The following is a 12,104-nucleotide window of genomic DNA, read 5'->3' on the forward strand; positions in this document are numbered from 1 at the left end:
CTGCCGGTGTTTGACCAGCCGGCGCAGCCAGGACCGCCGGGCCGAGGCGCCCCGGCGCGCGGCCCGGGCCCAGTGCCGGGTGGTGTGATCGGGCGCCGGGGCGGGGGGGGGCGCGGGGGGGGGGGGGGGTGGGGGGGGGGGGCGGGGGTTGGCGCCCCCCCCCCCCCCCCGGCCGGCATCAGCCCTTCAGATGGGCGTTGCAGACGCTGTAATAGCCGCCGCCCTTCTGGATCCATTTCAGGCCGCCATTGGCGTTGGTCGCCTTGTTGGCCTTGTACTGGTCCAGGCAGGTGTGCATGCGCGCCTTGCCCGCGCTCTCGCTGGCATATTGCGACGAGACCGCATTGGGCAGGACCGCGCTGCCGGCGGCAGCGGGAACAGCAGCGGCCGGAACGGCGCTGGCGGCCGGGGCCGCCGAAGCTGCGGGCGCGGCAGGTGCGGCAGGCGCAGCCGGGGTCGCCGGGGCAGCGGGTGCCGCCGGGGTGGCGGCCGCAGCGGCGGCAGGCGTCGCGCACTGCGTCGCCTTGAACTCCTTGTAGGTCTGGCCCTTGATGGTGCCGGCTTTCCGTTCGGCGTTGAATTTCTGGTAGCACGCCTGCGCGGGGCTGACGGCATGGGCCTGCGGGGCGACGAGAGGCGCGGCCGGCACGGCAAGAAGCAGGGCGACGGCAATCCGGCCACGAAGCGCGATAGCCATGGGGAGTCCGATCCTTTCCGTTTCAGAACGAGCCGGCGGGCATCATGCCGCGACGGGCCGTTGGGTCTGCATCATCTCCATAACAGCATGATCTGCATACGGAAAGAAAAAGGCCGGACCGGGGCTGATGCCCGGTCCGGCCCGGAAGGGTCGGCGTGAAGGAAGGCGAGGCGGATCAGATATTGATCCGTTCGCCATGCTGGGTCATGTCCAGCCCCTCCTGTTCGTCGTCGCGGCTGACGCGCAGGCCGATGGTCAGGTCGACGAGCTTGAGCAGCACGAACGTCACGATGCCGCACCAGACGATGGTGACGCCCACGGCCTCGGCCTGGGTGACGAATTGCGCGAACGAGCCGACGACCCCGCCCGGATTGGCGTCGGTGGCCGAAAGCGGGCCATAGGCGAACACGCCGGTCAGCAGCGCGCCGACGATGCCGCCGATGCCGTGCACGCCGAACGCGTCCAGACTGTCGTCATAGCCCAGCAGATGCTTCAGCGAGGTGGCGGACCAGTAGCAGATCACGCCGGCCGCAAGGCCGATGATCAGCGCGCTGCCCGGCAGGATGAAGCCCGCCGCCGGGGTAATGGCCACCAGACCGCCCACGGCGCCCGAGATGATGCCCAGCACGGTCGGCTTGCCGGTGCGGGCCCATTCGGCCAGCATCCAGCCCACGCCGGCGGCGGCGGCGGCGATCTGCGTCGTCGCCATGGCCATGCCGGCGCGCCCGTTGGCACCGACGGCCGAGCCGGCATTGAAGCCGAACCAGCCCACCCACAGCAGCGAGGCGCCGATGACGGCATAGGTCAGGTTGAAGGGCGACAGGTCGTCCTGGCCGTAGCCGACGCGCTTGCCCAGCACCAGCGCCGTGACCAGGCCGGCGATGCCGGCATTGATATGGACCACGGTGCCGCCCGCGAAATCGATGGCGCCCAGGCCCGCGACCCAGCCCAGGGGGCTCCAGACCCAGTGGGCGACCGGCGCGTAGACGATCAGCGACCACAGGACGGTAAAGACGCACAGGGCGCTGAACTTCATGCGCTCGGCGAAGGCGCCGGCGATCAGGGCCGGGGTGATGATGGCGAAGGTCATCTGGAACATCATCCAGATGCTTTCGGGAATCGTCATCGTGACCGCGTTGGGGGTGCCCGCGCCCATGGTGAAGCCGATATCCGCACCCTTGGCGATATGGGCGCCGATGCCGTTGAGCATGAAGCGCGACAGGTCGCCGATATAGGGCGTGCCGGTGCCGAAGGCGAGGCTGTAGCCGGCCACCATCCAGACGACGGTGATGATGCAGCAGATGGCGAAGGACTGCATCAGCGTGGCCAGCACGTTCTTGCGCCGGACCATGCCGGCATAGAACAGGGCCAGGCCCGGGATCGTCATCATCAGCACCAGCGCCGTGCTGACCAGCATCCACGACGTGTCACCGGTGTCGATCGCCGGCGGCGCGTCGGCCGCAAGGGCGGGGGTGGACAGGCCGGCCAGGGAAACAGCCGCCAGCGCCGCCGCGGCGGCGGCAAGCGGGCGGGGCGTCGCGCGACAAGCGCTCGGAGTGGTCACAGCGCGTCTTCTCCCGTTTCCCGCGTGCGGATGCGGATGACACTGTCGAGGCTGGAGACGAAGATCTTGCCGTCGCCGATCTTGCCGGTGTGGGCGGATTGCAGGATCACGTCCACGACCTGGTCGACGATATCGTCGGAGACCGCGACCTCGATCTTCACCTTCGGCAGGAAGCTGACGTGATATTCCGCGCCGCGATAGATTTCGGTCTGTCCCTTCTGGCGGCCGAACCCCTTCACTTCCGAGACGGTCAGCCCCTGGATGCCCAGGGGAGTCAGGGATTCGCGAACGTCGTCGAGCTTGAAGGGCTTGATGATGGCTGTGACAAGCTTCATCGCGCCACGTCTCCTTGTTTCAATGTGGTAATCCGTTTCCAGATCCGGAATGATGATCCAAATCGCGATAAGGGCAATACAAAAACCGTGCCAATCACATGCATGGTTGACGGAGCGCGGCGTCTGGTGTGCCTTGCGCCATTCGTGCGTGCCGATATCTGCCTGAATTGTGGGCGGGCGCACCCGAACGGATCACTCTCGCCGCGGGGCCGTCGGGCCGGCACGGCTATCATCAGGACCACAGGCATGACCGCAGGCACGATGTCCCACCCCCAGACCGGCTCCCGGACCGGCGCCGGGCATGACGATGTGGATGTCTGCATCGTGGGGGCCGGGCCGGTCGGTGCCACGCTGGCCTGCCGCCTGGCGGTGGGGGGGCTGCGCGTGGCCATCGTCGATCGCGCGGCCCTGCCGCCGATGGAGGACCCGGCCTTCGACGGCCGCGCCTACGCCATCGCCGCCGGCCCCCGCCGCCTGCTGGAGGAAGCCGGGGTGTGGCCCCTGCTGCCCCTGCAAGCCTGCCCGATCGAGGAAATCCGCGTATCCGACGGCCGGCCGGGCGAGGCCCCGTCGCCCCTGTTCCTGGAATTCGGGCGCGAGGACGCCGCCCAGCCCTTCGGCTGGATGATCGAGGCCCGGGCCCTGCGCGTGGCGCTGAACCGGGCGCTCTATGCCCACGATCTGGTCACGGTCCTGGCCCCCGAGGAAGTGACGGTGACCCGCACCGCAGAGGGCGCGCGGGTGCGCACCCGCTCGGGCTGCACCTTCGGCGCGCGGCTGGTGGTGGCGGCCGAGGGCCGGCGCTCCGCCCTGCGCGACCAGGCGCGGATCGGCATCACCCGACTGCCCTACCACCAGAGCGGCATCGTCTGCGCCGTGGCGCACGAACACCCGCACAACAACCGCGCGCTGGAACATTTCCTGCCCGCCGGCCCGTTCGCGCAGTTGCCGATGGCCCCGACGCCCGAACATCCGAACCTGTCCGCCATCGTCTGGTCCGAAAGCGATGCGCTGGCCCAGCGCATGGTGGGCCTGCCGCACGAGGCCTTCGCGCACGAGATCCAGCGCCGCATGGGCGACTGGCTCGGCCGCGTCACCCCGGTCGGGCGGCGCTGGGTCTATCCGCTGTCCGCGCAATATGCCCAGCGCTATTTCGATACACGGATGGTACTGGTGGGCGATGCGGCCCACGGCATCCACCCCATCGCCGGCCAGGGGCTGAATTTGGGCTTCCGCGACGTCGCGGCGCTGTCCGACATGCTGATCGCCGCCCATGCGCGGGGCGAGGATCTGGGCGCGCCGGCCCTGCTGCGCCGCTACCAGGCCCGCTGCCGGCCCGCCAACATGCTGATGCTGGCCGCGACCGACATGCTGGAGCGCCTGTTCGGCAACGACAATCCCGTGCTGCGGCGGGCCCGCGACCTGGGCCTGGCCGGCGTGCACCGGATGCCCGCGCTGCGGCGGGCCTTCGTACGCCACGCCATGGGGCTTTGACAGTCCGGCCACACATGCGCCCGGCCGCCTCTGGTCAACGGGGCGGTGCGTTCCCATATCGCTCCTTCCGCTGACAGGACCGGTTTCATGCCTGATATCTCTCCGACTTCGCTGGCCTCGGCCCGGGGCGCCCGCGCCGTGGTCGAGCCGACCCTGCTGCCCATCGACCAGGACCGGCTGTGGACCGACATCGCGGCGGGGTGCGAAGGCTGCGCCGATCCGCTGGTGCGCGGGTTGCTGGCCACCGGCATCCGCAACCACGCCACCTTCGCCAACGGCCTGGCCGCGCTGATCGGGCGCAAGCTGGGCGACCGGTCGGTGGCCGACGACGCGCTGTCGGAACTGGTGACCGAGGCCTTCGCCGCCGACCCCGAAATCGTTGCCGCCGCCGCCGCCGACCTGGTGGCGATCCGCGAGCGCGACCCGGCGACGGCCAACTACGCAACGCCGTTCCTGTTCTTCAAGGGCTATCACGCGGTGCAGAGCTACCGCGTGGCCCACTGGCTGTGGAACAACGACCGGCGCTACCTGGCGCTGCACCTGCAAAGCCGCACGTCCGAACTGTTCGCCGTCGACATTCATCCCGCCGCGCGGCTGGGGCGGCGCATCCTGTTCGATCACGGCACCGGGATCGTGATCGGCGAGACCTCGGTGCTGGAAGACGACGTGTCGCTGCTGCAGGGCGTGACGCTGGGCGGCACCGGCAAGAATGTCGGCGACCGCCACCCCAAGGTGCGGCGCGGGGTGCTGATCGGCGCCGGCGCCAAGATCCTGGGCAATATCGAACTGGGCGAGGGCGCCAAGGTCGGCGCGGGCTCGATCGTGCTGGAATCGGTCCCGCCCTTCACCACCGTCGTCGGCAACCCGGCCCGCCCGGTCGGCACGCGCCACAGCGCGCTGCCGGCCTTCACCATGGACCAGATGCTCCCCCCCATAGACTACATGATCTGAAAACCTGCCTGTAAATACGCGCTGGTGGCGATCCGACGCGCGTTTCCTGTGCTCCGATGCTCACGGCCATACAGGCCGCTGCGCTTCGGTGCTCGGAAACACACGACGGGCGCGGCCCTGTGGGCCGCTCTCGCTCACCAGCCCGCATTTCCAGGCAGGTTTTGCGAGCTTGATGCCGAATGCGGGCTGGTGGCGATCCGACGCGCGTTTCCTGTGCTCCGATGCTCACGGCCATTCAGGCCGCTGCGCTTCGGTGCTCGGAAACGCACGACGGGTGCGGCCCTGTGGGCCGCTCTCGCTCACCAGCCCGCATTTCCAGGCAGGTTTCGGGAGCGGTCATCAAGGCCGCGTTACCTGCCTTCCTGACCGCCCGGCGGGATGCCCCTCCGGTCTGGACATGCCGGCCCTTGCACTGAACACTGCGCGGGACAGTGAAATGGAACAGGAAAGGCAGGCGGCCGACATGAAGCATGCATCACGGATGGGCGGGACGCGCGCCCGGTTCTGGACGGCACCCTTGTGGACGGTCCTGTCGCTGGGCGCCCTGCTGGCAGGCACGGCCCCGGCGGCGCTGGCGGCGCAGCCCGTCCTGCTGGAACATGCGACGATCATCGACGGCACCGGCCGGGCGCCGCTGGCCGACGGCGCGCTGCTGATCCGCGACGGGCGGATCGCGGCGGTGGGGGCCGCCGGCACGGTGGCGGCGCCGGGGGCGAAGCAGGTCGACCTGACCGGGCGGACGATCCTGCCGGGCCTGATTTCCGACCACAGCCACACCGGGCTGGTGAAGGGCACCAAGAACGACAGCGCCAACTACACGCGCGAAAACATCCTGACGCAGCTGAAGCAGTACGAACGCTACGGCGTGCTGACCGTGGTCTCGCTGGGCCTCAACAAATCGCCGCTGTTCGACCAGTTGCGGCAGGAACAGCATGCCGGACGCAACCCGGGCGCCGACCTGTTCGGCGTCGACCAGGGGATCGGCGCGCCCGACGGCGTGCCGCCGCAGGGCATGTTCCATCTGGGGGCCGACCAGGTCTATCGCCCGACCAGCGTGGCCGAGGCACAGGCTGCCGTCGATCGCATGGCCGACGAGGGCACGGACCTGGTGAAGCTCTGGGTGGACGATTTCCGCAACGGCGTGCCCGGCGCCAAGGGCTATCCCAAGATCGACCCGGCGATCTATGGCGCGGTGATCGAACGGGCCCATGCGCGCGGCATCCGCGTCGCCGCCCATATCCACGACCTGGCCGACGCCAAGGCGCTGGTGACCGCCGGCGCCGACATCATCGCCCACGGGGTGCGCGACCAGCCGGTCGATACCGATTTCATCATGCTGATGGAACAGAAGGGGGCATGGTACATCCCCACCCTGGACCTGGACGAGGCGAACTACATCTTCGCCGAACATCCCGAATGGCTGGACGATCCGTTCCTGTCCGCCGGGCTGAACCCCGACCTGCGGGCGCAGTTCGCCGATCCGGCCTGGCGGGCCAAGATCCTGGCCGCCCCCCTGACGGCGGCGGCCAGGAAGGCGCTGGCGCTGAACGAGCGCAATCTGGTCACGCTCTATCGCTCGGGCATCCATATCGGCTTCGGTACCGATTCCGGCGCGTCGCCCACCCGCATCCCCGGCTTTGCCGAACATCGCGAACTCAAGCTGATGGTCGCGGCGGGCCTGACGCCGATGGAGGCGCTGGCGGTGGCGACCGGCAATGCGGCCGCGCTGATGCATCTGGATGACCGGGGAATCCTGTTGCCGGGCCGCTGGGCCGACCTGACGGTGGTCTCGGGCGATCCGGCGGCGGACATCACCGCTGTCGACAGGATCGAGCAGGTCTGGCATCGCGGTGCGCGGACCGAAGGACCGCTGGTCCCCCGCTGATCCCGGCCGCCCCCGCGCGCCGGCCGGCGGGTGACGCACGGGGAGCAGGAGCAGCATGGCCCATATCGTGGTGATCGGCGGCGGACCGGCCGGTCTGGCCGCCGCCGAGGCGCTGGCCAGCGGTGGATGCGCCGTGACGGTGCTGGAGCGCATGCCGACCATTGGCCGCAAGCTGCTGATGGCCGGCCGGGGCGGGCTGAACCTGACCCATTCCGAACCGCTGGAGCGATTCCTGACCCGCTACGGCGCCGCGCGCCCATGGCTGGAGCCAGCCTTGCGGGCCTTTTCCCCTGACGACCTGCGCGCATGGGCGGCGGGGTTGGGCCAGCCCTGTTTCGTCGGCAGCAGCGGGCGGGTATTTCCACAGGCGATGAAGGCCTCGCCGCTGCTGCGGGCCTGGGGCGCGCGGCTGGCGGAACAGGGGCTGACGATCCTGACACGCCATGACTGGACCGGCTGGGACGGGCCGGGACGGGTGCGCGTGGCCTCGCCGCAGGGCGAGCGCGTGCTGGACGCCGATGCGGTGGTGCTGGCGCTGGGCGGGGCAAGCTGGGCCCGGCTGGGCGCCGATGGCGCGTGGGCCGGCAGGCTGGCCGGGCAGGGGGTGGACCTGGCGCCGTTCCGTCCCGCCAATTGCGGCTTTCGCACCCGCTGGAGCGACACGCTGCGCGCACGTTTCGCCGGCACGCCACTGCGCGGCATCGCGCTGACGCCCGAGGGCGGCGGCCCCACCGTGCGCGGCGAGGCCGTGGTGACGGCGCAGGGGCTGGAAGGCGGGGCGGTCTACGCCCTGTCGGCCCTGCTGCGCGACCGCATCGCCGCCCACGGCCACGCCCGCGTGTTGCTGGACCTGCGCCCCGACATGACCGAGGCCGCGCTGGCCGACCGGCTGGCCCGGGTGCGGGGGCGCGAGAGTCTGTCCAACACGCTGCGCAAGGCGCTGCGCCTGCCGCCGGTCGCGGTGGCGCTGCTGCGCGAGGAGCCGGATGCACCGCCGCGCGACGCACCGTCGCTGGCCCGGCTGGTCAAGGCCGTCCCCGTGACGCTGACGGCGCCCGATTCGCTGGACCGGGCGATCTCGGTGGCCGGCGGGGTGCGGGAGGACGCGGTGGATGCGCGCTTCATGCTGCGGGCGCTGCCGGGCGTGTTCGTGGCGGGCGAGATGCTGGATTGGGAAGCGCCGACGGGCGGTTATCTGTTGCAGGCATGCTTCGCGACGGGCCGGGCGGCGGCGCGCGGCGTGCTGGACTGGTTGCAGGAGGGGGGCAAGGAACGGTATCCGTCCTGCCCATGACGGTTTCGATCACGATTGGGGATGTGCGGGGCGGCGGACCGGCGGTCATGGACCTGGCGGAATTGCTGTCCACCCGCCTGCTGGTGCAGGGCAATTCGGGATCGGGCAAGTCCCACCTGCTGCGGCGCCTGCTGGAGCAGTCGGCAACGCTGGTGCAGCAGGCGATCATCGACCCCGAGGGCGATTTCGTCAGCCTGGCGGAACGGTTCGGCCATCTGGTGATCGACGGCGCCACCCATACCGAGGCCGAGTTGCAGGCGGCCGGCGAGCGGATGCGCGTGCACCGGGCATCCGTGGTGCTGAACCTGGAAGGCGCGGATGCCGAGGTCCAGATGCGCCGGGCCGCGGCCTTCCTGGGCGGGATGTTCGAGGTCGGGCGCGAATATTGGTACCCGGTGCTGGTGGTGGTGGACGAAGCCCAGCTTTTCGCCCCCGCCGCGGCCGGCGAGGTGACGGACGAGGCACGTCGGGCCTCGCTGGGCGCCATGACCAACCTGATGTGCCGTGGCCGCAAGCGCGGTCTGGCGGGGGTGATCGCCACCCAGCGCCTGGCCAAGCTGGCCAAGAACGTGGCCGCCGAGGCTTCGAATTTCCTGATGGGGCGCACGTTCCTCGATATCGACATGATGCGCGCCGCCGACCTGCTGGGCATGGAGCGCCGGCAGGCCGAGAGCTTCCGCGACCTGGAGCGTGGATATTTCGTGGCGCTGGGCCCGGCTCTGTATCGCCGCCCGGTGCCGGTGCGCATCGGCGAGGTGGAGACCGAAAGCCGGTCCGCCGGGCCCACCCTGCTGCCCATGGCGCCGGCGGCACCGCCCGAGGATATCCGCGACCTGATCCTGGCCAAACTGCCCGAGCGCGAGAGCCTGCCCCGGCCGGCCCGGCCGACAGCCCCGCCGCCGCCCGATATCCTGGCGCAGCTTGCCGCCCACGCGGCCTCGGCGGCGGTGGAGGCCGAAATGGCGGCACCGGTGGTGGAAACACCGGCCGACAAGGCCGGGCAGCGCCGCCGCTTCCTGGCGATCCTGACCGAGATCCTGCGCGACGAGGATGCGGGTTTCCGCCCGCCCCCGGTGCTGTACCAGGATTTCCTGGTCCGCTGCCGGATCGAGGGCATGGGGCGCCAGGCGCTGGACATGCCGCGCTTCCGCCGGCTGCTGGCGACCGCGCGCGCCGGCGTGGATGCCGAGACCGCCGAATCCGAGCGCTGGATGCAGGCCGAGCGCATCGCCGCTCCCCTGCCGGAGGATGTGCGCGGCATCTTCCTGCTGATCGCCCGCGCCGCGATGGAGGGCGCGCCCTGTCCGTCGGACGCGGCGGTGGCGCGCGTCTACGGCACCCATTCGCTGGGCCGCGCCCGCCGCCAGCTGACCTATCTGGAAGAGCAGAACGTCATCGTCCTGCGGGTCGACGGGCTGGGGCGGCGCAGTGCGGCGGTGATCGGGCCGGGGTGGGAGACCGCGCCGTCCGACCCCGGCGAGGCAGCCCCCTGACGCGCCCGGTGCGCCGGAGAGTGACATCGGCGCGGGGCAGGGGCGCGCACGCCGGAGATCCGTTATAACGATAACGTATGGAGTTTTGCCTGCGCGGGCTCTATATTCCGGGAGAGACAGCCATTGATCTCTCAACCGTTCGACGGCCGAGATACGGTGCGCCGGAAGGAGCGGTCATGAATGGGGGGACGCCGGCGTCCATTGATGACGATCTCTAGATCGTGGAGGGCGTGGCGCCCTTTCCGGGCGGCCGAGGCGTCGCACGGGGCCGGGCTGGGCCTGTTTCTCCTGGCGCTGTTCACCGGTCTTGTCGCGATCACCCGCTTCCTCATCGAGGATACTGACGGATTTTCGGCGTTCTGGCCCGCCAATGCGGCGATGCTGGTCGCCCTGCTGATCCTGCCCGAAAGACGCGCCCTGGCCGTCATCGTCGCCTGCGGCGCGATCAACCTCTCCATCAATTATGGCGCGGGCTGGAAAAATGGCGAGGCCATCCAGGCCTGTATACTGAATGTCGTGCAGGTTGCGATGGCGGCCCCGCTGACGCGCCGCTTCTGCGGCGCCCGGACCGACCTGACGCGCCTGCCGCGTTTCGTCGCGTTTTCGATGATCGCGACTGTCACGTCCGCGATCGAGGGCGGGCTCGGCGTCCTAGGCGATCGTTTCCTCCTCGACGACCCGGACCCCATGTTCCGGGACTGGATGCAATGGGCGGCGTGCGATGCGCTGGGCCTGATCATCGCGACGCCGCTCGTCGTCCACCTGGTCCGGAACCTGGACGGGGACAAGGACCTCCGGCGGGTCCGGCCGATGCTCCTCTCGCTCCTGTGCCTCGCCGTCACGATCGCCGGCTTCGTCTGGGGCCATCTGCCGCTGCTGCTGTTCAGCTACCCGCTCCTCACCGTCATCGCCTTCCGGGCGCGGCCGGTCTGGACGTCGCTGACCGTCTTCGGCGTGGCGGTCTGCGCGGCGGCATTCACGCGGCGGGGACTGGGGCCGATCGTGTTCTTCGCGGGCGGCAATGTGCATACGCTCCAGTTTACGGTGCAGGCCTATCTGGTGTCGCTCGTCCTCACGGTGCTGCCCGCGAACGTATCGGTCGATGAAAGCCGGCGCTACCTGCGGCGCATGCTCATCGTGCAGGACCGGCTGCGCCATGCGTCCTCGCATGACGACCTGACCTCGGCCATGAACCGCCGAACCTTCGAGCCGGCGGTCGAGGCACAGATGCGGCTATCGGCGGCGGGGGCGCTGATGGTCGTCGACCTCGACCATTTCAAGCAGATCAACGACAGGTACGGCCACAGCGTGGGTGACGAGGTGCTGCAGGCCTTCACGCAGCGCCTCATCCGGATGCTGCGCGATGTGGACGGGCTGGTCGCCCGCTATGGCGGGGACGAGTTCGTGGCCTTCACCCCCGGCGTGCAGTCGGTGCCGGAGCTGGAGACACTGTGCCTGCGCATCTGTCACGAACTGGCGTTGCCCTATGACATACCGGAGGTCGGGGGCTCGGTCACGGCCAGCATCGGGGCAACCCTGTCCGGCCCGGGGCAGCCGGCTATCAAGGGCGTGCTGCGGCAGGCCGACCTTGCGCTCTACCAGACCAAGGCGGCGGGCCGGAACGGCTATACGATCCAGGTCTGACGGACCGGGGGCGGGCGCTGCCCGCAGGGTGGGGGGCGGATCGGCCCCTCAAACGGCCCTGACCGGCGGATCGTCGACCGGGCGCGCCAGCATGGCACCGGGGGAAGGCGCTTCGTGATCCATCACTTCGCGCAGCCAGTCGGCGACGGAAACCGGCTCGTGCCACCATTGACGCTCCGCCCCGCCGGCGGCGCGGCGGGGCAGGTGATAGCCGGCGCCGGCCAGGCAGGCCCCCAGCATGGCCAGGGCGGCCATCAGATGGTCGGGAATATCCCCCTCGGGGAAGACGGGGCGCAGGGCCCGCCTGAGATCGGTGATCCGGCCGTTCTGCGAAATCGCGACGGTATCGAGCAGATGATGCTCGGTTGCCGTCACCATGGGCGCCTGGAACGGCATGATGCCCGGCCGCTCCATCGTGCCGCCGGCCATCTGGGCCGCGGCACGGGCAAACATGCCGGCCACATGCGGATAATCCTCGGACAGCAGCGACAGCGGCAGGCGCGCCAGTGTGTCGTCGTGCGACGGGTCGGCCGGGGGGCAGGCGGGCATGAAGTGGCGCATCGCATGCAGTGCCAGCCGTTCGCTGCGCGAAAGATCGTTCGTGGATGTCTGCCGATGGGGCATGTCTCTTTCCGGCCGCGATCGTGCCGGCTCCCTTTCTCTGTCCCTTTGTCGAAGGCTAGATGCGGTTAGGTCTTATTTGCATAAACAAGATGGCAACGCACCCATGACGAAGCCGGGTAGGGT

The 12,104-nt window shown here is 70.1% G+C and carries 10 protein-coding genes; 6 read left to right on the forward strand and 4 right to left on the reverse strand.

Annotated elements, in window-relative coordinates; all coding sequences use genetic code 11:
- Window positions 1-178 precede the first annotated feature (178 nt).
- The 3 genes from HLH27_RS16535 to glnK all read right to left on the reverse strand — a co-directional run bounded on the left by HLH27_RS16535 (window position 179) and on the right by glnK (window position 2,596).
- Window positions 179-697, reverse strand: coding sequence for a hypothetical protein (locus HLH27_RS16535; RefSeq protein WP_182951169.1), 519 nt, complete (start codon window positions 695-697; stop codon window positions 179-181).
- Between the two features lie 175 nt (window positions 698-872).
- On the reverse strand, window positions 873-2,201 hold the full coding sequence (locus HLH27_RS16540; protein ID WP_220790470.1) for an ammonium transporter: 1,329 nt from the start codon (window positions 2,199-2,201) through the stop codon (window positions 873-875).
- A gap of 56 nt (window positions 2,202-2,257) precedes the next feature.
- The gene (gene glnK, locus HLH27_RS16545; RefSeq protein WP_012226274.1) at window positions 2,258-2,596 is read right to left on the reverse strand and encodes a P-II family nitrogen regulator; all 339 of its coding nucleotides are present in this window, start codon (window positions 2,594-2,596) and stop codon (window positions 2,258-2,260) included.
- A 246-nt stretch (window positions 2,597-2,842) separates the two neighbouring features.
- Between glnK and HLH27_RS16550 the strand changes: the two genes are divergently transcribed.
- From HLH27_RS16550 to HLH27_RS16575, 6 genes are all read left to right on the forward strand, one after another.
- On the forward strand, window positions 2,843-4,090 hold the full coding sequence (locus HLH27_RS16550; protein WP_182951173.1) for a UbiH/UbiF/VisC/COQ6 family ubiquinone biosynthesis hydroxylase: 1,248 nt from the start codon (window positions 2,843-2,845) through the stop codon (window positions 4,088-4,090).
- Between the two features lie 87 nt (window positions 4,091-4,177).
- A complete protein-coding gene (gene cysE, locus HLH27_RS16555) occupies window positions 4,178-5,041 on the forward strand; it encodes a serine O-acetyltransferase (protein WP_182951175.1) in 864 nt (287 codons plus the stop codon).
- Window positions 5,042-5,504: 463 nt separating this feature from the next.
- On the forward strand, window positions 5,505-6,926 hold the full coding sequence (locus HLH27_RS16560; protein WP_246375974.1) for an amidohydrolase family protein: 1,422 nt from the start codon (window positions 5,505-5,507) through the stop codon (window positions 6,924-6,926).
- Between the two features lie 55 nt (window positions 6,927-6,981).
- The gene (locus tag HLH27_RS16565) at window positions 6,982-8,220 is read left to right on the forward strand and encodes a TIGR03862 family flavoprotein (protein ID WP_182951177.1); all 1,239 of its coding nucleotides are present in this window, start codon (window positions 6,982-6,984) and stop codon (window positions 8,218-8,220) included.
- Complete coding sequence (locus tag HLH27_RS16570; RefSeq protein ID WP_182951178.1) at window positions 8,217-9,713, forward strand: ATP-binding protein; 1,497 nt, start codon at window positions 8,217-8,219, stop codon at window positions 9,711-9,713. Before HLH27_RS16565 ends, HLH27_RS16570 begins: the two co-directional genes overlap by 4 nt.
- A 204-nt stretch (window positions 9,714-9,917) precedes the next feature.
- Window positions 9,918-11,357, forward strand: coding sequence for a GGDEF domain-containing protein (locus HLH27_RS16575; protein ID WP_182951186.1), 1,440 nt, complete (start codon window positions 9,918-9,920; stop codon window positions 11,355-11,357).
- A gap of 48 nt (window positions 11,358-11,405) precedes the next feature.
- Here HLH27_RS16575 and HLH27_RS16580 read toward each other — a convergent pair whose 3' ends face one another.
- Window positions 11,406-11,981, reverse strand: a complete 576-nt coding sequence (locus HLH27_RS16580; RefSeq protein WP_182951188.1) for a hypothetical protein — start codon at window positions 11,979-11,981, stop codon at window positions 11,406-11,408.
- Window positions 11,982-12,104 lie beyond the last annotated feature (123 nt).

The sequence above is a fragment of the Gluconacetobacter takamatsuzukensis genome, from assembly GCF_014174275.1.
Taxonomy (GTDB): domain Bacteria; phylum Pseudomonadota; class Alphaproteobacteria; order Acetobacterales; family Acetobacteraceae; genus Gluconacetobacter; species Gluconacetobacter takamatsuzukensis.

Excerpts from the sequence above, each read along its gene's own strand:
- HLH27_RS16535 (WP_182951169.1), bottom strand. The coding sequence starts at position 697 with ATGGCTATCGCGCTTCGTGGCCGGATTGCCGTCGCCCTGCTTCTTGCC.
- glnK (WP_012226274.1), bottom strand. The coding sequence starts at position 2,596 with ATGAAGCTTGTCACAGCCATCATCAAGCCCTTCAAGCTCGACGACGTT.
- HLH27_RS16550 (WP_182951173.1), top strand. The coding sequence starts at position 2,843 with ATGACCGCAGGCACGATGTCCCACCCCCAGACCGGCTCCCGGACCGGC.
- cysE (WP_182951175.1), top strand. The coding sequence starts at position 4,178 with ATGCCTGATATCTCTCCGACTTCGCTGGCCTCGGCCCGGGGCGCCCGC.
- HLH27_RS16560 (WP_246375974.1), top strand. The coding sequence starts at position 5,505 with ATGAAGCATGCATCACGGATGGGCGGGACGCGCGCCCGGTTCTGGACG.
- HLH27_RS16565 (WP_182951177.1), top strand. The coding sequence starts at position 6,982 with ATGGCCCATATCGTGGTGATCGGCGGCGGACCGGCCGGTCTGGCCGCC.
- HLH27_RS16570 (WP_182951178.1), top strand. The coding sequence starts at position 8,217 with ATGACGGTTTCGATCACGATTGGGGATGTGCGGGGCGGCGGACCGGCG.
- HLH27_RS16575 (WP_182951186.1), top strand. The coding sequence starts at position 9,918 with ATGACGATCTCTAGATCGTGGAGGGCGTGGCGCCCTTTCCGGGCGGCC.
- HLH27_RS16580 (WP_182951188.1), bottom strand. The coding sequence starts at position 11,981 with ATGCCCCATCGGCAGACATCCACGAACGATCTTTCGCGCAGCGAACGG.